This window comes from Halomonas halmophila (genome assembly GCF_006540005.1).
Taxonomy (GTDB): Bacteria; Pseudomonadota; Gammaproteobacteria; order Pseudomonadales; family Halomonadaceae; genus Halomonas; species Halomonas halmophila.
On sequence record NZ_BJOC01000011.1, the window covers coordinates 77,384 to 101,342 of the forward strand.

General features: G+C 65.1%; 21 protein-coding genes, 1 pseudogene and 1 riboswitch. Of the genes and pseudogenes, 10 read left to right on the forward strand and 12 right to left on the reverse strand.

Going from position 1 to position 23,959, the window contains the following annotated elements; all coding sequences use genetic code 11:
* Nucleotides 1–87: 87 nt before the first annotated feature.
* Nucleotides 88–1,248, reverse strand: a complete 1,161-nt coding sequence (locus HHA01_RS03130) for a pyridoxal-phosphate-dependent aminotransferase family protein (RefSeq protein ID WP_141317656.1) — start codon at nucleotides 1,246–1,248, stop codon at nucleotides 88–90.
* A 303-nt stretch (nucleotides 1,249–1,551) separates the two neighbouring features.
* Between HHA01_RS03130 and HHA01_RS03135 the strand changes: the two genes are divergently transcribed.
* Nucleotides 1,552–2,433, forward strand: coding sequence for an HAD-IIB family hydrolase (locus HHA01_RS03135; RefSeq protein ID WP_141317657.1), 882 nt, complete (start codon nucleotides 1,552–1,554; stop codon nucleotides 2,431–2,433).
* Nucleotides 2,426–3,664: a glycosyltransferase family protein gene (locus tag HHA01_RS03140; protein WP_141317658.1), complete on the forward strand. Its 1,239-nt coding sequence runs from the start codon at nucleotides 2,426–2,428 to the stop codon at nucleotides 3,662–3,664. Before HHA01_RS03135 ends, HHA01_RS03140 begins: the two co-directional genes overlap by 8 nt.
* Before the next feature lie 191 nt (nucleotides 3,665–3,855).
* On the opposite strand, the gene HHA01_RS03145 is transcribed toward HHA01_RS03140, so the two are convergent.
* From HHA01_RS03145 to HHA01_RS03175, 7 genes are all read right to left on the reverse strand, one after another.
* Entirely contained in the window at nucleotides 3,856–5,637 is a 1,782-nt protein-coding gene (locus HHA01_RS03145) for a sugar phosphorylase (protein WP_141317836.1), read from the reverse strand.
* 128 nt (nucleotides 5,638–5,765) lie between these two features.
* A complete protein-coding gene (gene tenA / locus HHA01_RS03150) occupies nucleotides 5,766–6,434 on the reverse strand; it encodes a thiaminase II (RefSeq protein ID WP_141317659.1) in 669 nt (222 codons plus the stop codon).
* Between the two features lie 73 nt (nucleotides 6,435–6,507).
* Nucleotides 6,508–6,651, reverse strand: a riboswitch (TPP riboswitch).
* A 40-nt stretch (nucleotides 6,652–6,691) separates the two neighbouring features.
* Nucleotides 6,692–8,581, reverse strand: a complete 1,890-nt coding sequence (gene mdoH / locus HHA01_RS03155; protein WP_246053795.1) for a glucans biosynthesis glucosyltransferase MdoH — start codon at nucleotides 8,579–8,581, stop codon at nucleotides 6,692–6,694.
* A gap of 10 nt (nucleotides 8,582–8,591) precedes the next feature.
* Nucleotides 8,592–10,136 carry an OpgD/OpgG family glucan biosynthesis protein gene (locus HHA01_RS03160; RefSeq protein ID WP_246053796.1) on the reverse strand — a complete coding sequence of 515 codons (1,545 nt, stop codon included), beginning with the start codon at nucleotides 10,134–10,136 and terminating at the stop codon, nucleotides 8,592–8,594.
* A 262-nt stretch (nucleotides 10,137–10,398) separates the two neighbouring features.
* Nucleotides 10,399–11,346, reverse strand: a complete 948-nt coding sequence (locus tag HHA01_RS03165) for a lysophospholipid acyltransferase family protein (protein WP_141317662.1) — start codon at nucleotides 11,344–11,346, stop codon at nucleotides 10,399–10,401.
* A gap of 3 nt (nucleotides 11,347–11,349) precedes the next feature.
* Nucleotides 11,350–11,727 (reverse strand): DUF4870 family protein, encoded by a 378-nt coding sequence (locus tag HHA01_RS03170; protein ID WP_141317663.1) that lies wholly within the window; start codon nucleotides 11,725–11,727, stop codon nucleotides 11,350–11,352.
* Between the two features lie 86 nt (nucleotides 11,728–11,813).
* The gene (locus HHA01_RS03175) at nucleotides 11,814–12,194 is read right to left on the reverse strand and encodes a VOC family protein (RefSeq protein ID WP_141317664.1); all 381 of its coding nucleotides are present in this window, start codon (nucleotides 12,192–12,194) and stop codon (nucleotides 11,814–11,816) included.
* A gap of 39 nt (nucleotides 12,195–12,233) precedes the next feature.
* On the opposite strand from HHA01_RS03175, the gene HHA01_RS03180 reads away from it, so the two are divergent.
* The 5 genes from HHA01_RS03180 (at nucleotide 12,234) to HHA01_RS03200 (ending at nucleotide 18,124) form a co-directional block, all read left to right on the forward strand.
* Nucleotides 12,234–12,872 carry a class I SAM-dependent methyltransferase gene (locus HHA01_RS03180; protein WP_141317665.1) on the forward strand — a complete coding sequence of 213 codons (639 nt, stop codon included), beginning with the start codon at nucleotides 12,234–12,236 and terminating at the stop codon, nucleotides 12,870–12,872.
* A gap of 158 nt (nucleotides 12,873–13,030) precedes the next feature.
* Nucleotides 13,031–14,410: an MFS transporter gene (locus tag HHA01_RS03185; protein ID WP_141317666.1), complete on the forward strand. Its 1,380-nt coding sequence runs from the start codon at nucleotides 13,031–13,033 to the stop codon at nucleotides 14,408–14,410.
* Nucleotides 14,411–14,476: 66 nt separating this feature from the next.
* Nucleotides 14,477–16,261 carry an acyl-CoA dehydrogenase gene (locus HHA01_RS03190; protein WP_141317667.1) on the forward strand — a complete coding sequence of 595 codons (1,785 nt, stop codon included), beginning with the start codon at nucleotides 14,477–14,479 and terminating at the stop codon, nucleotides 16,259–16,261.
* Nucleotides 16,262–16,378: 117 nt separating this feature from the next.
* Entirely contained in the window at nucleotides 16,379–17,152 is a 774-nt protein-coding gene (locus tag HHA01_RS03195) for an enoyl-CoA hydratase-related protein (protein ID WP_141317668.1), read from the forward strand.
* Between the two features lie 114 nt (nucleotides 17,153–17,266).
* Entirely contained in the window at nucleotides 17,267–18,124 is an 858-nt protein-coding gene (locus tag HHA01_RS03200) for an MOSC domain-containing protein (protein WP_141317669.1), read from the forward strand.
* A gap of 7 nt (nucleotides 18,125–18,131) precedes the next feature.
* Here the strand turns inward: HHA01_RS03200 and HHA01_RS03205 are convergent, their stop codons facing one another.
* The gene (locus tag HHA01_RS03205) at nucleotides 18,132–18,797 is read right to left on the reverse strand and encodes a 2OG-Fe(II) oxygenase (protein WP_141317670.1); all 666 of its coding nucleotides are present in this window, start codon (nucleotides 18,795–18,797) and stop codon (nucleotides 18,132–18,134) included.
* On the reverse strand, nucleotides 18,794–19,414 hold the full coding sequence (locus tag HHA01_RS03210; protein ID WP_141317671.1) for a CoA pyrophosphatase: 621 nt from the start codon (nucleotides 19,412–19,414) through the stop codon (nucleotides 18,794–18,796). The genes HHA01_RS03205 and HHA01_RS03210 overlap by 4 nt, the downstream gene beginning before the upstream one ends.
* Before the next feature lie 94 nt (nucleotides 19,415–19,508).
* Between HHA01_RS03210 and HHA01_RS03215 the strand changes: the two genes are divergently transcribed.
* Entirely contained in the window at nucleotides 19,509–20,069 is a 561-nt protein-coding gene (locus HHA01_RS03215; RefSeq protein ID WP_141317672.1) for an NUDIX hydrolase, read from the forward strand.
* 18 nt (nucleotides 20,070–20,087) lie between these two features.
* Here the strand turns inward: HHA01_RS03215 and HHA01_RS03220 are convergent, their stop codons facing one another.
* Entirely contained in the window at nucleotides 20,088–20,399 is a 312-nt protein-coding gene (locus HHA01_RS03220) for a YqfO family protein (protein ID WP_141317673.1), read from the reverse strand.
* A gap of 109 nt (nucleotides 20,400–20,508) precedes the next feature.
* Here HHA01_RS03220 and HHA01_RS03225 point away from each other — a divergent pair, with 109 nt between their 5' ends.
* Nucleotides 20,509–21,354 carry a fructosamine kinase family protein gene (locus HHA01_RS03225; RefSeq protein WP_141317674.1) on the forward strand — a complete coding sequence of 282 codons (846 nt, stop codon included), beginning with the start codon at nucleotides 20,509–20,511 and terminating at the stop codon, nucleotides 21,352–21,354.
* 41 nt (nucleotides 21,355–21,395) lie between these two features.
* Here HHA01_RS03225 and HHA01_RS03230 read toward each other — a convergent pair.
* Nucleotides 21,396–22,318 (reverse strand): annotated as a pseudogene (locus tag HHA01_RS03230) (alpha/beta fold hydrolase).
* A gap of 176 nt (nucleotides 22,319–22,494) precedes the next feature.
* On the opposite strand from HHA01_RS03230, the gene HHA01_RS03235 reads away from it, so the two are divergent.
* On the forward strand, nucleotides 22,495–23,955 hold the full coding sequence (locus tag HHA01_RS03235) for a TolC family outer membrane protein (protein WP_141317675.1): 1,461 nt from the start codon (nucleotides 22,495–22,497) through the stop codon (nucleotides 23,953–23,955).
* The last annotated feature ends 4 nt before the right edge of the window (nucleotides 23,956–23,959 follow it).

A 23,959-nucleotide genomic window follows, 5' to 3' on the forward strand; every position in this document is an offset into this window, starting at 1 on the left:
CGGTTGGTCGGGTACCCCATATCAAGAAGCCGAACGGGCAACTCTGGCTGGCCCGTTCGGCGTCATGCTCGTCTTAGCTGGTCTTGATCATTCCGAGGGCGGGGTGCTCGCGGCATCAGCCGCCGGGGAGACTTGCGCCAGGGCGCGCTGCAGAGGCTCAAGGGTAGCGTCGATGTCCTTCAGCTTGTCGATGCCGAAGAGGCCGATACGCAGGCTTCTGAAGTCCTCGCCTTCACCGCACATCAGGGGAAGGCCGGGGGTCACCTGAACGCCGAGTTCGGCGAGTCTGTCGACCAGCTCCGCGTCAGCGGTGTAACGGGCCACCACCGTCGCTGACTGATAGGCCTTGGCGGCCACCGACGTGAAACCGTGCTCGTCGAGCATCTCCTGTACGCGACGCCCCAGCTCGAATTGCTGATCACGCAGCTTGTCGACGCCATACGCTTCGATTTCCACCATGGTATCGCGCAGTTGGCGCAGGCCGTCGGTGGGCAGGCTGGCATGATAGGCATGCTCGCCGGCCTCGAAGGTTTCCATCACCGTCAACCACTGACGCAGGTCGCAGGCAAAGCTGGTGCTGCGGGTTTCATCGATGATCTCGCGTGCCAGGCGCGACAGCATGACCATGCCGCAGCAAGGCGCACTGCTCCAGCCACCCTGAGGCGTACTGAGCAGGACATCGACCCCGATATCCAGCATGTCCACCCAGGCTGCGCCCGAAGCACTGCTGTCGAGAATGAACAGGCCGTTTTCTTCGTGAATGGCTTCGGCGATGCGTCGCATGTATTCATCGGGCAGAAGGATGCCCGATGAGGCATCGACATGAGGGGCGAAGACGATATCCGGCTGCTGGTCGCGAATCGCCTCGATGACCTCTTCGATACGCGGCGGGGCAAAGGGGGATAAGGGGTCATCCTCATCCTCCCGGGCCGCCCTGCGAACATTGCGGTCTGCCGGGATATTGCCCTGCTCGAGCATCTGACCCCAGCGATAGCTGGAGTCTCCGGTGCGAATTACCAGGCAGCGCCGCTCGCTGGCGAACTGGCGTGCCACGGCTTCCATGCCGAAGGTCCCGCTACCGGGCACGATGGCCGCCGAATTCGCGCGATAGACGCGCTTCAGGGTGGCGGCGATGTCGCTCATCACCTGTTGGAAGTGCGGCGACATGGGGTTGAGAGCACGATCCGCGTTGACCACCGAGTACTCGAGCAGTCCATTCGGGTCGGCAGTGGATAACAAGCCGGCCATTATATTCTCCGTCGTCGTTGGGAGCGTGGTGATACCTCGAGGATATGCTCATTCACGTTGCTAGACCAGCCCCGCTCGCGGCCGCCAGCATGTTGTCCGGAAGGCTATCCACTCGGGTAGAGGTTGCGCCCAGTGATGGGTGCGTGCACCTGGATGGTGCGCCGCGGCGTACCGTGGAGCGCTGCCACGGCGCTTCATGGTGCAGGTACCGGCCAGCCCCGGGGATAAATGGGCGGCTGGCGTGAAGTTGGCACGCGGCCTGCAAGGGAAACCCCATATCCATGACACACGCCAGGTATCGCCATGTCGTCTACCGTCACCGCGCCCGATGCGCCGCGCTTGTTGTTCAGTGATCTGGACGGCTCGCTTCTGGATCACTACAGCTATGCCTGGTCACCGGCGGCTGACTGGCTGACGCGTCTGGCGAGTCTCGGTGTGCCGGTGATTCCGGTGACCAGCAAGACGCGCAGCGAGCTGCTCGGCCTGAGGCGTGAACTCGGGCTCGAGGCATCGCCCTTCGTGGCCGAGAACGGGGCCGTGGTGGGCCTGCCCATGGCCTGGCGACATGCTTCTCACTCAGCGGATGCCGATGGGCTGGTGGTGCATACCCTGGGTATCGATATCGGCTTCATCCGTCAGCGGCTGGCGGTCTGGCGCGAGCGTCTGGGGGCGCATTTCACGCCGATCAGCGAGATGTCCCTGGAGCACGTGATCGATCTGACCGGTTTGCCCGAGTCGCAGGCTCGCCTGGCCAGGATGCGCGAGGGCAGTGAGCCGCTGATCTGGGAGGATAGCGACGAAAAACTCGAGGCCTTCCATCAAGCGCTGGAGGGTGACGGGCTACGTTGCGTGCGGGGCGGCCGCTTCTGGCATGTGACCGGGGAAGCCGACAAGGGCGATGCCGTCACCTGGTTGATCACGCGTTTTGCGGCGATGCGGGGCGTCCGACCGCTGACGCTGGCCCTGGGGGATGGGCCCAATGACGTCCGCATGCTGGAAGCCGTCGACAGCGCGGTGGTGATCCCCGCGCGCCATGGCCTCGCGGTCAGGCCGAACCAGTCGGCCCTGTATGTCAGCCGGGCCATGGGGCCTGACGGCTGGGCCGAGGGCGTCACGCACTGGTGGGGCAACGAAGGCGTTGCTCCCCTGGAACCTGCCGCCCCGGGAGGGCGTTCCCATGAGTGATTTTCACCAGAACGGTATCATTACCGACTTCCATAACCTGACCCACCGTTCGGTCGATTCGCTGGAAGCCGACCTGGTGCAGTTTTCCCGGCAGCGGCCGATGAGCCTGATTCTGCCGTCCCTGTACAGCGAACTGGAAGGCCCGGCGCTGAACCATATCGTTCAGGAAATTGCCGCCGCGCCCTATCTGGAGGAGGTGGTCATCGGCCTGGATCGGGCCGATGAGGCGCAGTTTCGCCATGCCCGCGAGTTCTTCGCGCGACTTCCCCAGCGGCATCGTATCCTGTGGAATGATGGCCCCAAGCTGACGGCCCTGGACCGCGAGCTGGAGGCCCGTGGGCTCTCGCCCCAGGAGCCCGGCAAGGGGCGCAATGTCTGGTACTGCGCAGGCTATGTTCAGGCCTCGGCCCGCAGCCAGGTGGTGGCCCTGCATGACTGTGACATCCTGACCTATGATCGCGGCATGCTGGCCCGGCTGTTTTATCCGGTGGCGCACCCTCACTTCAATTACGAGTTCTGCAAGGGCTATTACCCGCGTATTGCCGAGGGCAAGCTCAATGGTCGGGTGTCACGGCTGATGGTCACGCCCCTGCTGCGGGCGCTCAAGGTCATCGCCGGCCCCTTGCCGTACCTGGATTACCTGGACAGCTTCCGCTATCCCTTGTCGGGCGAGTTCGCCATGCGCAGTGACGTGCTCGACGGCATCCGCATCCCCGCCGACTGGGGCCTTGAGATCGGTGTGCTGTCCGAGGTGCAGCGCAATCACTCGACCCACCGTCTGTGTCAGGTGGATCTGGCCGATAGCTACGACCACAAGCATCAGCCGGTTTCCGAAGACGATGCCGCGGCCGGCCTCAATCGCATGAGCCTGGATATCGCCAAGGCGCTTTATCGCAAGCTGGCCACCCAGGGGGTGACCTTCAGCGCCGAGGACTTCCGTACCCTCAAGGCGACCTACTATCGCTTGGCGCTGGACCTGATCGAGGCCTACGACCACGACGCCACCATGAACGGCCTGACGCTGGACCGTCACGCCGAGGAACAGGCCGTCGAGCTGTTTGCCCGCAACCTGCTCGACGCCGGCGCGGCCTTCCTCGACAATCCCGGGGAACGCCCCTTTATCGCCAGCTGGAACCGGGTACGCGCCGCCATCCCGGATGTTCTCGAACGCCTGCACGACGCCGTCGAGGGGGATAATGCCCCCGGCTGCGCCGGGAGCTATAAGCTGTAAGCTTTAAGTAGGAAGAACGCGGCTCGCGCCGCTTGAAGAGGTAAGTACGGCGCTACGCGCCACCAAAGAACGAAGAGTGAAGTACGGCGCTACGCGCCTTGAAGAGGGAAGAAAAAACCTTGACTCCATGCCGTCGGGGGTCATGCCGCCTTCCTTCTTCCTTCTTCCTGCCTCCTTCTTCCTTATTCGCTTCACCCCGACCCTTCGCTGACCAGCCACAGGCTCCGGTAGGGGGCGAGGGTTTCTTCGTGGTTCCAGGGAGCCTGGGCGAGCAGGTCGTGCCACTGGCCCTGGGCCAGTTCCGGGAGTTCGAGTGGCTGGGGCCGGTCGGTGACGTTGTGCACGGCGATCAGGCGGCGGCCGTCAGCGGTCGGGCCGCGTTGCAGGGCGATCAGGCTGGGTGGCGTGTCCAGCACCCGCTGCGGTGCATCGGGGTGGAAGCAGGGCTCCTGCCGCCGCGCATCCAGCATCCGGGTCAATGACTTGAAGACTTCCCGGGTCGGGGTGGCGGGCGTTTCGAGCAGCCATTCGAGCTCGTCTCGCTGCCAGCGGCGGCGATTGATCGAGCGCAGGCGTCCGCTGCGTTCCACGCCTTCCAGGTCGTTGAGGGTCCCCGTGAGCACGTGCAGATAGATCGCCGGGATGCCGCGCAGGCCGAGCATCAGTTGCTGGCTGCACAGGAAGCGGGGCGTCTGCCAGGCATCCGGGCCGCGACGGCTGCCCTTCATGGCGTCGAACCAGGTGATATTGAGCTCGTAGGGGGCATCCGTGCCATCGTCCCGGGTACGCATGCTGGCGTAGCCGCCGAAGCGGTGCATCAGTTCGACCAGGGCATCGATGTCATGCTGTGGCAGCCAGCCTTCCAGGGGGCGAACACCGATGCCGTCGTGGCTTGCCGTGAAGTTCAGGAAGCTGCAGCCCGGAGGCAGTTCGGGCAGGCTGCGCAGCCAGGCCGCCAGGGTGCCGGCTTCGCCGCAGGTCAGGGTGTGCAGCAGCAGGGGCGGCAGGGGAAACTGATAGACCAGATGCGCCTCGTCGGGGGAGGCGTCGCTCGCGCCGGGTGCCGTCAGCCGATCGAGACCGAAATAGCTGATGTTTTCCTCGTGGGGCACATTGGTCTCGGTTAACAGCAGGGCATCGGGGGCGACATGGTCGATGATGGTGCGCAGCAGGCGCACCACCTCGTGGGTCTGGGGCAAATGAATGCAGGACGTACCCAGCTGTTTCCAGAGATAGGCGATGGCATCCAGGCGAATCACCCTGGCGCCCTGGTCGAGATAGAACAGCAGGATGCCGATGAACTCCAGCAGCACATCCGGATTGGCGAAGTTCAGGTCGATCTGGTCTTCCGAGAAGGTCGCCCACAGGTGGCGCACCCCGCGCCGGGTCGGCACCTTGACCAGCAATGGCGAGCTGCGCGGCCGCACGACCGCCGAGAGGTCGGTATCCGGGTCCATCTCGATGAAGTAGTCGCGGCCCGGCTGGCTGCCGGCCAGGTAGTCGGTAAACCACAGCGACTCCCGCGAGACGTGGTTGAGTACCAGGTCGACCCCCAGATCGAAGCGCCGGCCCAGGCGTTGGATGTCATCCCAGTCACCGAGTTCGGCATTGACCTCGCGATAGTGAATGACCGAGAAACCGTCATCGCTGCTCCAGGGGAAGAAGGGCAGGATGTGCACGCCGCTCAGGGTGTCGCCCAGGTGGCGGGTCAGGAAGTCCTCGAGCACCTGCAGGGGCGGCATGTCATCGGCGACCAGGCTGTCGCCGTAGCTGATCAGCCACTGGTCACGCTGGCTCCACAGCGGCACCGGGGCGGTGTCCTGCGTCGATCTGGTCGGGGCCTGGTGAGTCAGCAGGGTCTCCAGGCGGCGCAGGACTTCATCGGCCCGCGGGCCATACAGCATCTCCAGATGCTGGTGGGTGCGGCGCCGAAAATGCACCGCATCGATCGGTGTGGAATGTGATCTGGGCATCATGGCCGCCACCCTCGCGTCAGGAACCGGAATGTCTCATGCAGATAGCATGCCAGCCCACAGGGTGGACGGCATCCGGCACCCACCAACGCTGGTGTCCGAGAGTGGCGACCTTAGCCACCGGGGCTTCAAGTGGTCTGGTCGAGGCCCATCTGCCAGAAGTCGATTTCCAGGCGGGTGGCGTCGCGGAAGATCTCCGCCAGTCGAGTGAAACGCGCCGGCGTCACCTCGGCCAGGCGGGCGTCGAGCCAGGCGATCTCGTCGCGCATGGCGGCCTGGAAGTCATCACTCGAGTACATGGCGATCCAGGCCTCGAAGGGGTTGGCGTCGCCCCGCCGGGTGCTCGGTCGCGCGTTCAACCAGTTGGCGATCTCGCCGTAACCCACCAGACAGGGCGCCAGCGCCACGTGCAGGTCGAGCAGGTCGCCGCGGCTGCCGGTGTCCAGCACATAGCGCGTGTAGGCCAGGGTGGCGCGGGCTTCGGGCAGTCTGGCCAGGTCCTCCTCGCTGATGCCCCATTCGCGGCAAAATCCCACATGCAGATCGAGTTCGACGTCGAGGATGGTCTTGAGGCCCTCGAAGGCGTGGCGCAGCTCGGCCAGGTCGTGGCTCTTGTAGGCCGCCAGGGCATAGGCGCGCGAGAAGTGAATCAGGAACAGATAGTCCTGTTGCAGGTAGTGACGAAAGGCCTCGGGGGCCAGGTTGCCATCGCCCAGCGAACGCACGAAGTCGTGCTCGATGTAGGCGCGCCAGTCTGTCTGGCAGGCGTCGGTCAGGTCGTGAAATTGGTAACCCATCATGTCTCCGGTGTCGGGATCCGGCATGTGGGCGCAGCGAAACGAGCAGGCAGGACGACCGGTATCAGCGGCACCGGGCGCTGCGCTTGATTCCCTACGCCGGTTCACGGGCGACCATGGGTCGCCGCCACCCGGATCAGGTTCCACGGGATCAACGCTGTGCCCCTGAGGGCGAGCGTCATCTCAGCCGGTGTAACCGGCACCCCGTCAAGCGAGAGCCTCTACTCTAACACCTCGTCGAGGCTTGAACAGGGGGGTCAGGGGCCAGTGGCGGACTCCTTCTTGTCACCCGGTGCCAGTGCCCAGTCGCCGGCAAAGGATTGTAACGGCATGGCGCGGCGGTATTCCGCGGGCGGCGGCGTGAGCTTGGCCGCGTCCTCCAACGGGACCTGATCGGCCAGGCGACTCACCACGGCGGGGGTCGAGGTCTCGCTGGGCACCAGCAGCAGGCCGCGTCGGCGCAGGCGTCGGCCGATGGTCAGGCTGCTGCTGAAGCGCACCAGGGGCGCGGCGAGCAGCAGACCCAGCCAGACGGGCGTCAACCACCAGAAGAAGCCGGGGGTGTACCACCAGGTCACGCCTGCCCAGATGGCGCCCACCAGGGTGCCGGGCCAGGTGTAGCGAACGGCGTCCCGCCAGGGCAGGGCGCGCCCCTCCCGGGACTGGGCATTCCAGGCCACGGTACGGCCACACAGCACCTCAATCACGAAACGGCTGTGAAAGACCATCATCAGGGGCGCGATCAGGATGGCGAACAGGGCTTCCAGGAGGGCGCTGGCGAGCAGTCGGGCGCGCCCGCCGAACGCTGCCGCCGACTGTCGCCAGGCCAGGGCCACACCCAGCACCTTGGGCATCAGCAGCATCGCCAGGGTGCCGCCCAGCAAGGGCATGATGAGGTTGGGCGGAGAGATCGGCCAGTCCGGAAACAGCTGGGCGTCGGAGGTGAAGAAGTTGGGATCGATCAGTGCATGCAGCAGCGCATCGGCGGTGCTGACGACGAGTATCGCCAGCCATACCAGGGATGACAGGTAGGCCAGGGCACCGCACAGGAAATGCACCCGGCTGACCATGTGCAGGCCGCTGCCGCCCAGCAATCGCAGATGCTGCAGGTTGCCCTGGACCCAGCGGCGATCGCGCTTGGCGTAGTCGAGGATATGGCTCGGCATTTCCTCGAAGCTGCCGCCCAGGTCGGTGCGCATACGCACTTCCCAGCCCGCGCGGCGCAGCAGGGCGGCCTCGACGAAGTCGTGGCTGAGGATATCGCCGCCCAGTGGTGGCCGGCCGGGCAATTCGGGCAGGCCGCAATGGGCGGTGAAGGCCGCGACGCGCAGGATGGCGTTATGACCGAAGTAGTTGGCGGCATCGGATTGCCAGAAGCTCAGGCCGCTGGCGAGCATGGGCGAGTAGACGGCGGCGGCGAACTGGTTGGCGCGCCCGAACAGGCTGTCCTGGCGAACCGGGATGGGCACGGTCTGCAGCAGGCCGAGGTTTGGGTTGGCTTCCATCTGCGCGATCATCTGGTGGATGGTGTCGCCGCTCATCAGGCTGTCGGCATCGAGTACCAGCATGAAGTCGTAATGGGCGCCCCAGCGCTCGCAGAAGTCCCCGAGGTTGCCCGCCTTGCGTCCGGCATTGCTGTCGCGGTGGCGATAATGCAGCCGGCAGTGGTCGGCCAGCCGCTGTTGCAATGCCGCCATGACCTCGTGCTCGCGGTCGATGCTGTCGGCATCCGTGCTGTCGCTGAGCACGAAGGCCTCGATGCGTCGCGCGGCGGTCTGTGGCGGCAGGTCACGGCAGGTGGCCTCGAGGCCCGCCGCCACGCGTTCGACATCCTCGTTGTGGATCGGCATGACCAGGGCCGTGACAGAGTGGGCAGACTCCGGCGGTCGGGAGTCGCAGGCACGGGCCAGGCTGAGCGGGTCGCGGCGCATGATCGACAGAGCAAAACCGATCAGGCCACTCCAGAAGGCGACCGCAATCCAGCCGAAGGTCACCGTGAACAGCGCCATCACCGACAGTTCGAGTGGCGTCAGGCCGCCGACATGGAGAATGCGAAACATGGTCCACAGGCCAAGGATCGTGGTTGCGGCCACCAGCAGCGCGAAAATCAGCCGCCGGGTGCGCCTGAAGGGGACAGGAGCCACCATGGCCCGGGACTCAGCGGCGCTCATCGGGATACCAGACATAATTCCAGGTTTCGGTCAGCGGCTGGCCGCGCAGCATCAGCTTCAGTCGCATGTCGGCCGGCGTGCTTTCCTCCGGGGCGAGTCGGAAACTGGCGCGCCAGGTCTTTCCATCGGGCAATTGCTGTACCCACTGCTGAACGATGTCGCCGTTCGAGGTGGTCAGCTGTGACTTGACTGGCTGATCGGCCTCGAGGCCCTCCAGGGCGGGACCTCTGAAGTCGACGATGAAGAGCCGCTGGCTGGGCGGCGGCGGGTCGTCCTGTCCCGGCAGTGCCGCCCAGCCCTGGCGGCTGCGAATGACGTGGCCGAGCTGCTGGTCGGGGGGCGTGGTGCCGAAGGTTCGCAGCCGATAACGATAGCTGCGCGATTCGCCGGCCTCGAACGGCTCCTGCGGCACCCAGTAGGCGGTGATGTTGTCGTTGGCTTCACTATCCGAGGGAATCTCGACCAGCTCGACGTGGCCCTTGCCCCAGTCACTCAGGGGCGTTACCCACTGACTGGGACGCTTTTCGTAGCGTGCCTCGGCATCCAGGTAGCCCTGGAAGTGGCGCGGTCGCTGCACCAGCCCGAAGCCCTTGGGCGAGGTATCCTGAAAACTCGAGATATGAAGCTTTGCGGGGTTGCTCAAGGGACGCCAGATGCGTTCGCCGTGACCGGAATGCAAGGCCAGGCCGCTGGAGTCATGCACTCGCAGGCGGTAATCGTCGGCCGGATAGCCGCCCAGACCACCATGCATGAACATGCTGGTCAGTGGCGCCACGCCGAGCTTGTTGACATCCTTGCGCGCGTAAAGCCTGGCGTGTGTGTCGACGACCGTCTGACGGCCGGGATCGATATCGAAACGGTAGGCGCCAGTCACCGAGGGGCTATCGAGCAGTGCCATGACGGTCATCCGGGTTGCGTCCGGCTCGGGCTTGACCAGCCAGAATTCGCGAAAGGCAGGAAACTCCTCACCCTGGGGTTCCGCGGTATCGATGGCCAGGCCGCGCGAGGACAGCCCGTAGCCCTGGCCGCGGCCGATCATGCGAAAGTAGGACGCGCCCAGAAAGACCATGAACTCGTCGCGGTATTCGCCGCTGTTCAGAGGGTAATGCAGCCGAAAACCGGCATGGCCGAGGTCGCTGAAGTTCTTGTCGGCCAGGTGCGTGACCTCGCCGTCATAGCGAAAGCGGGACGCATCGAAGGGCAATGGTCGTGACTCGCCATCGGAGCCTACCAGATTAATGCTGACCGGTTGCTCATAGAGGAAACCGGGATGGAACAACTGCACCTCGAACAGCCCCTGATCCCGCCAGATGGCATGCTCCTGACGGAAACGTATCTGCCGATACTGATCGTAATTCAGCTCGGCCAGCGCTTTGGGGATCTCCGAGCCGGTGTCTTCATAGGGCTTGCTGGCGAGTGTCTTTGCCCGCTTGGCAATGCGGTCGAACAGCTCGCTGTGTGATGAGGCGGCGGCGTCCAGCGCCACCAGGCTTCCCAGCGCCATGGCCAGGATTTGACTGGGCAACTTCATGTTGCGCATCTCCATGGGGTCCCGCCGGCACTTCCCCGCGCAAGCCGGTCCAGGAGGTTTGAGCATGCCGGAGTATTGTTGTGATATCCCCGGTTCTACACTGTGGTCGGGTCCTGCATCACGACATCCATGGCGCGCCGGATGAGCCAGACGCGACCGTGATGTGCAGGAATGACCGTGAGGATCCAATATTTCGTCACCTTTGTCGACAATATCGCACAAAGGTTCCACGTAACGGCAGCGTTTCCTGGAGGGTGTTTGCTTAGCGGTAAAGGCGGAACTGTCGCCACTCCGGCAACTGCTGTTCCTCTTCCGGGGTCTTGCGATAGCGCTTGTATTCCCATTGGTACTGCGCCGGGTCCAGCGCGATGGCTGCTTCGACACTGGCATTGACGCCGGCGGCCGAGCGGCTTTCGTCGCTGTCCTGAACCCGCTCGTCGGCGGCCAGGAAGTGGATGGCGAAACCGCGACCGGGCAGGCGTCGCGCCACCCCCGTCACCACCCTGGCGTCGGTACGCGCCACCAGCTTGGGCAGCAGGGTAGCGGTATAGGCCTGTCGACCGAAGAAGGGGGCAAAGATGCCGCTTCCCCAGTCGGGTTCCTGGTCGGGCAGGATACCCACCGCCTCGCTGCGCTTCAGCGCCTTGAGCAGGGCCGCCACGCCGCGAGGATTGGTGGGCACCAGGCTGGCGCCCTGACGCTCGCGTCCCTGGCGGATGATGGGGTCGAGGGCGGCCAGCTTGGGGGGCTCGTACATGGCGGTGAAGGGAAAGTGGCTGGACAGCCAGAAATTGAGGACTTCCCAGTTGCCGAAGTGCGGAGCCAGCACGATGACGCCTCGCCCTTGCCGGCGCGCCTCGTCCAGCAGCTCGCGGCCGTGCACCTCCTGAATCGAGGCGGCGACCCGCTCCGGCGCACCGCGCCAGGCGAAGCCCAGTTCGAGCATGGTGGCGCTGGAGTGGGTCAGGCTGTCCCTGGCCAGGCGCTGGCACGCGGACTGACTCATGTCGGGATAGGCCTGGGTCAGGTTGATGCGGGTAACTCGGCGCTCGCGCTTGCTCAAGCGCTCCACCACAGGCCCCGTCAGGCGGGCCAGGCGCCACAGTGACGCGGGGCGCCAGCCGGACAGGCCCTGCCACAGCGTGGCGATGGCGCGGCTCTGCCAGTCATGACGGGGGAGCGAGTCGTGGGACGGTCTTGGGTCAGCCATGCATCACACCAGCCAGGTATCCACATTGTCCGGCTGACGTTCCTCCTGGAGTCCCTTGAAGCCCTTGACGCAACGAATGACCAGCCAGATGACGGCCAGCAGCCAGGTCAGAAAGCCGATCAGGATGAAGGTCAGCAGGCCCGAAACGGCGAAATACACCAGGCCCATCCAGAAGGTACGGATCTGATAACGGTAATGTTCATCGAGCCAGTGTGGCCCCTGGCCGCGATAGACGTAGGCCATGACCACGCCGACCAGCGAGGTCAGCCCGCCGGTGACGATGCCCGCCAGATGCAACGCATAGATCACCATGGGGATGGTGGTGTCGGGCTTGGGGGAATCATCGAGGACCGCGGGGTCCTGGGCGTTGTAGTCGCTCATGCGTCTTCCTTGAAGGGCAGTGAATGTGGAGTCCTGCACCATGATACCTGCCAGCTCGGATGATGCCAGTCGCGCCGATTACTCACTCAGCGCAGCGGCCGGCAGATTTCCAGCAGGTTGCCATCCGGGTCGCGCAGGTAGAGAGACTCGATCTCGCCGGTGGCGCCCTGGCGCGTGACGGGCCCCAGCTCGATGTCCACGGACAGGGCATGCAGGTGATGCTGGACTTCCTCCAGCGGCAGGCGGCTGCGCAGGCAGAGGTCGAGGCTGCCGGGAGTCGGGGTGGCCGCCCGCGGTTCGATATCGGTGGCGGTCCAGTGCAGGCGCAGTGCCATGCTGCCCAGCATCAGGTCGACGCGCTCCTGGTCCCGATAGCGCACATCGAGTCCCAGGACGCGCGTGTAGAAGTCCACGGCTCGCGAAATGTCGGTCACGGTGATGACCAGGTGGTCCAGACCTGACAGCATGAAAGTCTCCTTGAGTGTTGTCCCTGACCAGAGAATACGATGATGCAGACGTGTCCGCTATGCGCTTCTCCCGATACCAGCGGCTATCATCGTGATAAACAACGCGATTATCTGGTGTGTGGACAATGTTCGCTGGTTTTCGTGCCGGCATGGCAACACCTCTCGGCGGCCGAGGAGAAGGCTGTCTATGATCTCCATGACAATCATGGCGCGGATTCCGGGTATCGGCGCTTTCTCGACCGACTGTGCACGCCGCTGCGGGAACGCCTGCCGACGCCGGCGCGGGGTCTGGATTTCGGCTGCGGGCCGGGGCCGACCCTGTCGCTGATGCTCGAGGAAGCGGGGCATCGAATGGCGCTCTATGACCCCTTCTATGCCCCGGACGATGCGGTCTGGCAGTGTCAGTACGATGTCATCACGGCCACGGAAGTCTTCGAGCATCTCGCGCATCCGGGCGCCGAGATCGAGCGCCTGGTCGCGCATCTCCACGCCGGAGGCTGGCTGGGGGTGATGACCAAGCGCGTGCGCTCCCGAGAGGCCTTTGCCACCTGGCATTATATCCGCGACCCGACCCATGTGGCCTTCTTCGCCGATGCCACCTTCGCGTGGCTCGGGCAACGCTTCGGCCTCAACGTCGAGCTGGTCGATGCCGATGTGGTGCTGATGCAGAAGCCTTGATCGAGTGTCCGCCGGTTATCTCCCGAGCGGGCATCACGAGGTGAGCGAAATCGATTGGCCGCGGCGAGCGGCAGGCGTATATTGCTTCGCGCTTGAACTCGGCACCCCGGGTTTGTGGTTGCCGCTCTCTTCCTGTTGGCTTGCCTCGAGAACCTCACATGTCACGGCAATTACTGCTCATGGCGCTGGCCCCTCTGCTGGGGCTGTTCATTCTGGCGATCGGCAATGGGGCACTGGTCACCCTGACCACGCTGCGCCTGGATTCTGCCGGTTATTCGCCCCAGATCATCGGCTGGGTGTCCTCGGCCTATTTCCTGGGTTTGGCGCTGGGGGCGCTGCTCAATGATCGCCTGTTGCTGGCCATCGGACACATTCGGGCCTATGGCAGCTTCGCCTCGCTGGTGGCCGTGACCGTGCTGCTGCAGGGCCTGCTGGTCGAGGCCTGGGCCTGGTTCGTGCTGCGCCTGGTTGCCGGCTGGGCCACGGTCGGGGTCTTTCTGGTCATCGAGAACTGGTTGCTGGCGGTCGGTGAGCCACGCGTGCGAGGTCGGTTGCTGGCGCTTTACATGATCGCCGTCTATGCCGCCGGCGTCGTCGGTCAGCTGATGCTCGGCGTGACCCTGGCGCTGGGCGAGCTGGCGCCCTTCATGATCATCGGCATGCTGGCGTCGCTGTCGGTGCTGCCGATGGCGATGATTCCGCGCGTCACCCCGTTGCTCGAAAAGGCCGAGCCGCTGTCGCCGGCGCGCCTGATGCGCCTGACACCGACCGGCGTGATGGGCAGCTTCGGCTCCGGCCTGGCAGTCGCCGCGGTCTATACCCTGCTGCCCCTGTACCTGCAGCGCGTGGGACATGATGTCGAGCGGGTCGGGCAGTTCATGGCGGTGATGGTGCTGGGCGCCATGCTGCTGCAGTATCCGGTCGGGCGCTGGTCGGATCGCCATGACCGTCAGCTGGTACTGATCCTGCTGGGGGCTTGCTGTGCGCTGATCGCCGGTGTCGTGCTGCTGGTGCCGTTGACATCCTGGGGCCTAGCAGCGGCCCTGTTCATGCTGGGGGGCGGGATCTTCACGCTCTACCCGGTGTCGGTGGGGCATGCCGCGGACCGGGCCCCGGCCGGCGCTCTGGTGCGCATGAGCCAGGGCTTGCTGTTGATCAATGCCATCGGCTCAACCCTCAGCCCGCCGGTCATCACGCCGGTCATGTCGGTGCTGGGCGATGACGGTTTGTTCTGGTGCCTGGGCGTGCTGGGGCTGAGCCTGGTGGCCTTTTTCGGCTGGCGTCGTCGTGTGCGGCCGGCGCCTCTGCCGGTGGCGCCATTCTCGCCGGCCACACCGCTCAGCGCGGTGGGCGCCGAACTCGTGGTCACCGATGAGTGGGTGCAGGGCGCGCGTGAGCACGAGCATGTGGAGGACCTGTCGCGGGCGGTGGCCGACGTCGCGGTGGCCGAGCCGCTGGTTGGGCCGCCACCACGCCATGAGGCGCACATTGTCTATTTCGATGAGCCGCCGACTGCCCCGACGCCCGGTGCGACCTAGGCCTAATGGTCGCGTGGCCGTCGTGACCCTAAGCTCGGGGCACCATCTACCCGCCAAGGAGTCTGCATGACGCCCTATACGCCGCCCCTGCGTGACCATCGATTCATGCTGCAAGAGGTGCTGGAGCACCAGGTGTTGTCGCTACCCGGCTTCGAGGAAGTCGACGCCGACCTGGTCGAGTCCGTGCTCGAGGAAGCCGGGCGCCTGGCAAGCGATGTCTGGGCGCCGCTCAATGCCCCGGGTGACCAGCAGGGCTGTCGGCGGGATGCGAATGGCAGGGTGAGCGTGCCTGAGGGTTTCGCCGAGGCGTATCGGGCCTATGCCGAGGGTGGCTGGAACGGCATCGGTGTCGACCAGGCCCATGATGGCCAGGGCCTGCCCGAGGTGGTAGCCAGCGCTGTCCAGGAGATGCTGCATGGCGCCAACATGGCCCTGGCGCTTTGCCCGATGCTGACCGCCGGCGCCATCGAGGCGCTGATCCAGCATGGCGATGACGCGCTGTGTGCCCGCTACCTCCCGCCCCTGGTCGAGGGCCGCTGGACCGGCACCATGAACCTGACCGAACCCCAGGCCGGCTCGGACCTGTCACAGGTGCGTACCCGCGCCGTGCCGGGGGATGTGGCAGGCGAGTATCGGCTGACCGGCCAGAAGATCTATATCACCTGGGGCGAGCAAGAGCTGGCCGAAAATATCCTCCATCTGGTGCTGGCGCGTCTGCCCGATGCACCCCGGGGCAACAAGGGTATCTCGCTGTTTCTGGTCCCCCGACGGCTGGTCGACGAGCAGGGCAACCCCGGCGAACTCAATGATGTCATCTGTACCGGGCTGGAGCACAAGATGGGCATCCATGGTTCACCGACCTGTTCGCTCAGCTTCGGCGACCACGGCGGTGCCATCGGCTATCTGGTGGGCGAGCCGGGACGTGGCCTGAACCAGATGTTCACCATGATGAATGCGGCACGCCACAAGGTCGGCATCCAGGGCATCGGCGTGGCCGAACGGGCCTGCCAGCAAGCGCTGGCGCATGCCGCGGAGCGTCGTCAGGGGCGTCGCGGCGGCCAGGAGTGCGCGATTGCCGAGCATTTCGACGTCAGGCGCATGCTGCTGTCGATGCGTGCGCGCACCGAGGCCCTGCGCGCCCTGGCGCTGAGCTGTGCCAGCGACATGGATCAGGCGCGGCACGCCGCTGATGACGAGCAGCGTCGCGCGGCCCAGGCGCGGGTCGATGTGTTGATTCCGGTGGTCAAGGCCTTTTCCACCGATCAGGCCGTGGATATTGCCTCGCTGGGCATTCAGGTGCATGGCGGCATGGGCTACATCGAGGAGACCGGGGCAGCGCAGCTGTGGCGTGATGTGCGCATCGCGGCCATCTATGAGGGCACTAATGGCATCCAGGCGCTGGATCTGGCCGGGCGCAAGCTGTCGCGTGATGATGGCGCGGCCCTGGCGTCGTTGATCGATGAGGTGGATGCCACGGCTGCGGCGCTGGTGGCCCATGCCCGGCTCTCGGCCCTCGGCGAGAGCCTGGCGGCCGGTGCCCATGACCTGCGGGCGGCGATGCGGGTCGTCCTCGATGCCGGCCGTGATAGCACGCACGGCGAGGATGCGATCCAGGCCCTGGCGACTCCCTTCCTGACGCTGGCGGGGCATGTGCTGTGTGGCTGGCAGATGGGGCAGGCCGCCCTGGTGGCCGATGCCGCCCTGCAGGGCGGCAGCCAGGATGCCTTCTATTCCGCCAAGCTGGCGGCGGCGGATTTTGCCCTGCGACACTGGCTACCCCTGGGGCGGGCCCAGCGTGCGGTGATCGAGGCCGGTCTGGATGCCCTGAGCCAGGATCCCGTCGTCCGCTGAGTACCTGCCGGCAGCAGACACGCGGCGATTGCCGTTCGACCGAGCGTTCGCTAGGGTAGGCAGAACGGCTTTCCAGCAGGCCCTTCACGGTGGCCTCTCACAACCCGAGGAAGCAGCATGAGCGACACCCTGATCGATATCCAGGACCATGACGGTATCGTGCGTCTGACCCTCACTCGCCCCCAGGCCCTCAATGCCTTGAACAGTGACTTGATCGCCGAACTGGAACGGGTTCTGGTGGATCTCGAGTCCCGTTCTCACCTGCGTGCGGTGCTGATCACCGGGGCGGGTGACAAGGCCTTCGTGGCCGGGGCGGACATCACCGAGATGCGCGACAAGACGCCCCAGCAGGCGCGCGATTTCGCCGCCAGGGCACAGGCCACCATCAAGCGGCTCGAGTCGCTGCCGGTGCCGGTGGTCGCACTGGTCAACGGTTTCTGCCTGGGCGGTGGCTGTGAACTGGCGCTGGCCTGTGACTGGGCGGTGGCCAGTGACAATGCCGTGTTCGGCCAGCCGGAGGTGCAGCTGGGTGTGATTCCCGGCTTCGGCGGTACCCAACGGCTGCCGCGGCGGGTCGGGCCGGCCATGGCGATCGACCTGGTGACCACCGGCCGCAAGATCGATGCCGCGGAAGCCCTGCGCATCGGCCTGGTCAATCGCGTCATGACCCAGAGCGAGCTCGAGGATTATGTCGTGGAACTGACGCGACAGCTGGGCGGCAATGGTCCCCAGGCGGTACGCAGTGCCAAGCAGGCCGTTCACGAGGGCATGGACCAGGATCAGGACACGGCCCTGGCGCTCGAAAACAGCCTTTTCGCGCTGTGCTTTGCCGGTGACGAACAGAGCGAGGGCATGACGGCCTTCGTCGAAAAGCGCAAGCCGTCGTTCTGATATCGTCGGGCCTGTCATCCTGCACGGAACGGCTCCCCGAGCGCCCGGTTATCGAGGCCGTGGTAGCGGATGACGGCTGGCGTTTCCCGGAACGCGCCATCGCAAGGAGGCAAGGTGCAGATCACTCAACTCAATATTTACCCGGTCAAGTCCCTGCGGGGCATTACCCTGGACCAGGCCGTCCTGACCGAACGAGGCCTGGCCTTCGATCGGCAGTGGATGGTCGTCGACGACGACAACCGCTTCGTGACCCAGCGCGAGCTCGCCGCCATGGCCCAAGTGCGGGTTGGCCTCACGCCGGATGCCCTGGTGCTGGAGCATGATGCCGTCGAGGAACCGCTGTCGGTGGCCCTCGAACCCGAGGCGTCGGCGCCGCGACTCGAGGTGCGCATCTTCAAGGATCACTGTGAGGCCATCGATGAAGGCCCCGAGGCGGCGCGCTGGCTGACCCGGGTGCTGGGTCCGCTCGGCAGCAGTGGACTGCGCCTGGTGCGCTTCCCGGATGAGGCCAGACGCGCCATCGAGCCTGACTATCTGCGGGGAGAAAAGGCCCATACCGGCTTCGCCGATGGTTATGCCGTACTGGTCACATCCGACGCCTCGCTGAGTGCTCTGAATGCCCGGCTGGCCGAAAAGGGCGAAGGGCCTGTGCCCATGAGCCGCTTTCGTCCCAACATCGTGGTCGCCGGCGGCACGGCCTTCGACGAACGCCAGTGGGATGATATCCAGCTGCAGGCAAGCGGTGTTCGACTGGGCCTGCGCAAGCCCTGCAAGCGCTGCAAGATCATCACCCAGGACCAGCAGAGCGGTGAGGCGCCGTCACCCAAGGAGCCCCTGAAGACGCTCGCCGAGATGGATACGCAGCCGGGCTGGAAGGGGGCCTTCTTCGGTCAGAATGCCATTCCACTGGCCGGTGTGGATGCTGCCCTGCGGGTCGGCGATGTGCTGTCCGTGACGCGCCGCGACTCCTGACCCCGAATCAGCGTGCCGGGTCCACCAGGCCACCCAGGGAGGCGTTGCGGCGAAACCAGCCGGCGATGCTGGCGCGTGGCCGGTGCGTGGGCAGGACTTCGTGGGGAATCGTCTCGGCCATGAAGCATACCAGGGTGCCGGCTTCCGGCAGGACGCGGGCCACTTCGCGGTCATCATCGGGCGAGTAGATCACCATCTCGCCGCCGCCATCCGCCGGCCAGTCGGGCGTCAGGTAGCCGACGGTGGAGACGATGCGGTTGGCGCGCCCCTGAAAGCTGTCCAGGTGACGCCGATAAAAGCTGCCCGGTGGATAGCGGGCGAAATGCGCCTCGTACTCGAAGAGGCCCAGAAACAGCGCCTGATTCAGGGCTTGTTGCAGTTCTGCCATGGTCTCCAGATATCGCCGTTGCGCCTGACTCTCGCGGTCCAGCCAGTAGATGGCGTCACCGCGGATGTCGCGGCGCAGATGATGCTGGTCGCCGCGTCCGATCCCGGCGGCCACCAGCGCATCACGCCGGGTCTTGTCGTCGAGCTCGGCGAGCAGCGATTGGCACAGGGCATCCGGCAGGAAGTCGCGGCCGACATACCAGCCCCGTTCGACCAGACTGTCGATCAGCTCGTCCACGCGCTCCTGGGCGATCGGCGGCTGGCTGGGGGAGTGTGGCTGTGTCATGCAATGGGTTCTCGGCGCAGCGGATGGTGGCGCAACGGTCCCGCCGGTCGCTGGAAGAGGTTGATCGGCATGGCGAAACCATTGGCCAGCAGGTCGACCAGCATCATCGAGGACAGCCCCCAGATGGTGTGCTCGCCCTGGCGGTAGCTGGGCACGTAATGATCACGCCCGTCGACATGGATGACATCGGTATGGGTCCGGCGATCATCCAGGAAGTGCTGCAGCGGCACTTCGAAGATGGCATCCAGCTCGGCGGGGTCCGCGGCCAGCGGCAGGTCGGGCGGAATGGCTCCCACATAGGGGGTGACCAGGATGCCATGCAGCGAAATGACGTCCGACAGTCGGCCCAGAATCTCGACTCGTTCACGGGCCAGGCCGATCTCCTCGTGGGACTCGCGCAGTGCGGTGGCCAGCAGGTCGGTATCCTGGGGTTCACGCTTGCCGCCGGGGAAGGCGACCTGGCCGCTGTGGGTGGCGAGATGGGCGGCGCGGCGCGTGAACAGCAGTGTCGGTTGTGCGCGAGTCACCAGCGGAATCAGCACGGCGGCCTGCGGCAGGTCGAGTCCCAGCCGCCGGGGAGCCTGCGCTTGCAGGCGCTCGCGAAGTTTCTCTAACATGGGCTATCCGTCGAGTTTGACCCCTTTTACCCAGCCGTCGAGGGCGGCGTCAAGTTCGGGCCGACGCCTCGCGAACGGCTCGTCAGGGAGGACCATGAATTTTTGTAGCCATTGTGGCCAGCCGGTCCGCTTCGCGGTACCCGAAGGTGATGACCGACCGCGCTATCTGTGCGATGCCTGTGGCAGTATTCATTATCAGAATCCACGCATCATTGCCGGCACCCTGCCGGTGCGTGGTTCGCAGATCCTCCTGTGTCGACGTGCCATCGCGCCTCGCAAGGGCTACTGGACTTTGCCGGCCGGCTTCATGGAGAACGCCGAGACCACCCAGCAGGCGGCCGCCCGGGAAACGCAGGAGGAGGCCTGTGCGGACGTTTCGCTACAGGGACTCTATACCCTCATCAACCTGCCGCACATCAATCAGGTCTACATGATCTTCCTGGCCGATCTCGCGGGCGGCTTCGCTGCCGGGGCGGAAAGCCTCGAGGTGGCGCTGTTCGAGGAGCACGAGGTCCCCTGGGATGAACTGGCCTTTCCGACGATCGAGCGGACGCTCCGCCACTTCTATACGGATCGCCACGCGGACCGGGGGTTTCCGCTGCACCTCAGCGATATCACCCCCGAGGATCGCGAGCGTTACTTCGGCTCGGCATGATGTCCGGGGCGCGGGCGCCTAGATCGCTTCCAGGCGCCACACATCGAAGGCGGGCTCCTCATAGGGGTGAGCCTGACGCAGCGCCGCCACGGCATCATGAATCAGGGCATCGTCACACACCAGCTCGACCTTGAGTTCGCTGACGGTCTCCAGGTCGCCGACCCGGCCGATGTGCGGGTCGGCGCCGGACAGAGGCCGGAACTGTCCGCTACCGGGAGTCTCGAAGCAGCAGGCCTCGTAGTCGCCGATGCGCCCGGCGCCGGTGGCGAATACCGCTTCCTTGACCCCTTCGGCATCCTCCCGGGGGACAAAAAACGCCAGCTTGTACATGGCAGCTTCACCTCTCGTGTGTCGTGGATTCGATGGCTGGCTCTGATTGTCGGATGTCGCAGTGGCGGCTGTCATCCCGTTTTCCAACCAGACGCCAAGGAGTGAGATCATGGAAACCCCGATACGCGAGATGCTGGCATCCCTGGCACTGGTCCCACTTGGCGAGCCGCGCTCGCTGGGCGGTGGCGACAGCGCCTCGGTGGCCTGGCTGGATACCCGCCAGGGGCCAGTGATCATCAAGCGCGATGATGCCGAACGTCTGACCGGCGAGGCCGATGGACTGCGGGCGCTGCGCGAATCGGCGACCCGGCTGGTGGTGCCCGAGGTGCTGGGTGAAGGCGAGGGCTGGCTGATCATGGAGGCGCTGGAGCAGGCAGGTGCCGGGCAGCGTGACGAGGCCGCCCTGGGGGAGGGGCTGCGCGACCTGCATGCGTCGAGCGGGGCCGCCCATGGCTGGCATCGCGACAATGCCTGCGGCTTGACACCCCAGCCCAACCAACCGCTGATGGACGGGCGTGCCTTTCAGCGTGAGCGACGCCTGCTGCCGCTGGCGCAGGCCTGTCATGACAGGGGACTGCTGGATGGCAAGCTGAGGGCACGACTGGAAGGCGTGGCCCGCGATCTGGACACCTGGTTGCCGCCGTCGCCGCCCAGCCTGGTGCATGGCGACCTGTGGTCGGGCAATGTGCTCTTTACCGCGCGCGGCCCGGCGATCATCGATCCGGCGGTCTATCGGCATTACCCCGAGGTCGATCTGGCCATGCTGACCCTGTTCGGCGCCCCCGGCGCGGCCTTCTTCAGCGCCTACTGGGATGGCCGCGAGCCGGACGACTGGCCGCGCCGCGAAGCGCTTTTCCAGCTCTACCCCCTGCTCAATCATCTGCTGCTGTTCGGGGGCGCCTATCGCCGCGGTGTGGAACGGGCGCTGGCTCGCGTGGAGCAGCCAGCATCCTAGTTCTCGGCATCGAGCATTTCCCGCAGAGCGTCTGCCGCCTGTCAACGCGATGACCGGCCGAAGCGCAGCCAGCGTTTCCACCAGGGCAGGCGCTTGCGGAAGCGGTAGGGCGGTGCGTCGACTTCTTCGGCAGGACGCGTCAGGAATGCCCGGATCGGGTCGACCTGACTCGGCCGGTCGAGCATGGGCGCGTGGCCGGCTTCCGGAACCTCGAGACTGACCAGGTCGGGGCGAAGCTGACGCATCTTGTCTATACTCTCGGCGGCGAGCAGTGTCGATGACTCACCGCGCACCACCATCACCGGGCAGCGCAGTGATTCCCAGACCTGCCACATGTCGCGGGGGTATCGTGGATGAATTGCTCACCGATGCGCGGATCATAGTGGTGGGTCCAGCTGCCGTCGGGGAGCCGGCGTGCGCTGTTGAGCGCCAGTTGGCGCCAGGCGCTGTCATCATCGATACCGAAGGCGGCGTAATGCTCGCGCAGCTCGGCCTCCAGTTCACTGAAGCGGGTGAAGCGATGTGGCACGGCAAAGTAGGCACCCAATGTCGCCAGACCCGAGGCGTCGAGCTCGGGGCCGACGTCATTGAGCACCAGTCGTTCGATGCGCCCCGCCGTAGTGGCATTGGCTGCCAACAGCATGCCCAGCAGCCCGCCCATGGACGTTCCCACCCAGTCGACCCGTTCGAGTTCGAAATGATCGAGCAGCGCCTCGGCAATGGTCATGTAATGCGCGTACAGGTAATCATGGGCCGGGTACAGCGACCAGCTGGAGAGCCCGCGTCCCGGGGTGTCGGGCGCGAGAATTCGCCACTCGGGGCCGAGTTGACGGGCCAGGTCCTCGAAGTCGCCCCCGTGTCGAGCCAGGCCGTGCCAGGCGACGATGGTCCTGGGGGCCTGCGGATTCCATATGCGCACGGCGATTTCGAGCTCGCGAACCTTGAACAGTGTCAGTGCATCCATGAGGTGGTGTCCTGGTCAGATTGGTCTATGCTGCTATGCAGCATAGACGATTCGACGGATGCTGACGTCGAAGCGCAAAAAATTCACTTGGCCAGCCTGCTCAGCGATGGACTCAGGCCGGAAACATGCGACAATGTATGTATATCACGTCCACGAATCGACAAAGGATCTTGCCGATGATGCCTTCTCGTCCCGTGAAGCTGGCGAGCCGCGCTGCTCGTCCGGCCCGTAGGACTCTTCTGTCAATGGTAGTTGCCTCCTTGATGGCCAGTCCGGCTTATGCCGCCGACCTGCTGACCATCACGCGGGATGCACTGGAAAATAACGCTGAACTTGCCGCAGCGCGTGCCAACACACGTAGTGTGGAGGCGGGTCTGGATGTCCAGCAGGGCGACCTGCTGCCCCAGGTGAGTGCTTCGGGCGAGGTGGCGCACAACGAGCAGTTCGCGAGCCAGTCGGCCGCTCAAGGTGGCGAGGCCGGCGGTGGCGGTGATGATCGCTACAACAGCGCCAGTCTGTCGCTGAATGCGACCCAGGCACTCTATGACGCCGTCAACAGCGCTGAAGTCGAACAGGCCAAGCGTCAGATCGATCAGCAGACGTATCAATTGGCCGCCACCGAGCAACAGGTGTTGCTTGATGTGGCGACCGCCTATTTCGACATCCTGCGCGCTCACGAAATCCTGGAGGCCCGTCGTGCGCAGGAACGTGCCATCGGGCGTCAGCTCGAACAGGCTCGCGAGCAGTTTGATGTCGGATTGATCGCGATCACAGAAGTTGAAGAAGCCAAGGCCAGCTATGACCAGTCACGAGCCGAGCGCATTGCCGCGGAGAGTGACCTCCAGGTCGCCTTCGAGGCCCTGGAGCGGTTGACCGGTCAGCGTTATGACAGTATCGAGTCGCTGGGCGACAGCATGTCGGTGACGCCGCCGCAGCCGGCCAAGCGTGATGCCTGGGTCGAGCGAGCCCTGAACAAAAACCCTCAGGTGCTGGCTCAGAAGGCCGGCGTCGAGGTCGCGCGCAGCGGAGTGGATGTCGCCCAGGCCCAGCGGCTGCCGGTCGTCGAGGCGTTTGCCAATTATCAGTATGCCGACAGTGACAACGACACGCTCAATGGCGAGGATTCCACCGCCCAGGTCGGGGTCAATGTCAGCATGCCCTTGTACACCGGCGGGCGCACCAGTGCCTCGATCCGCCAAGGCACCTACGATCTCGAATCCAGTCAGTACGACTTCGAAGCTCAGCGTCGCGACACTATTCAGCAGGTGCGCTCGCTGTTCACTCAGGTCAGCAACAATGTGGCTACGGTGGAAGCACGCGCTCAGGCCATCGTCTCCAACCGTAGCGCTCTGGAAGCCACGCGCGCGGGGTATGAGGTCGGCACGCGCAATATCGTCGATGTGCTCAATGCCGAACAGAGCCTATATGACGCCATCGCCAACCACGCCGAAGCCCGCTATGACTATGTCATCAACCTGCTGACTCTCCGACAGCAGTCCGGGACACTCGATGTCGATGCCATCGAGGAAGTCAATAACTGGCTGGATGAGAACCAGAGTGTCACCTTCACTCTGCCGGAAGAAGGGCAATATGAGCAGGCACTGGACATCGGGGAGCCTCCGCAGCCGGAGACGTGATACC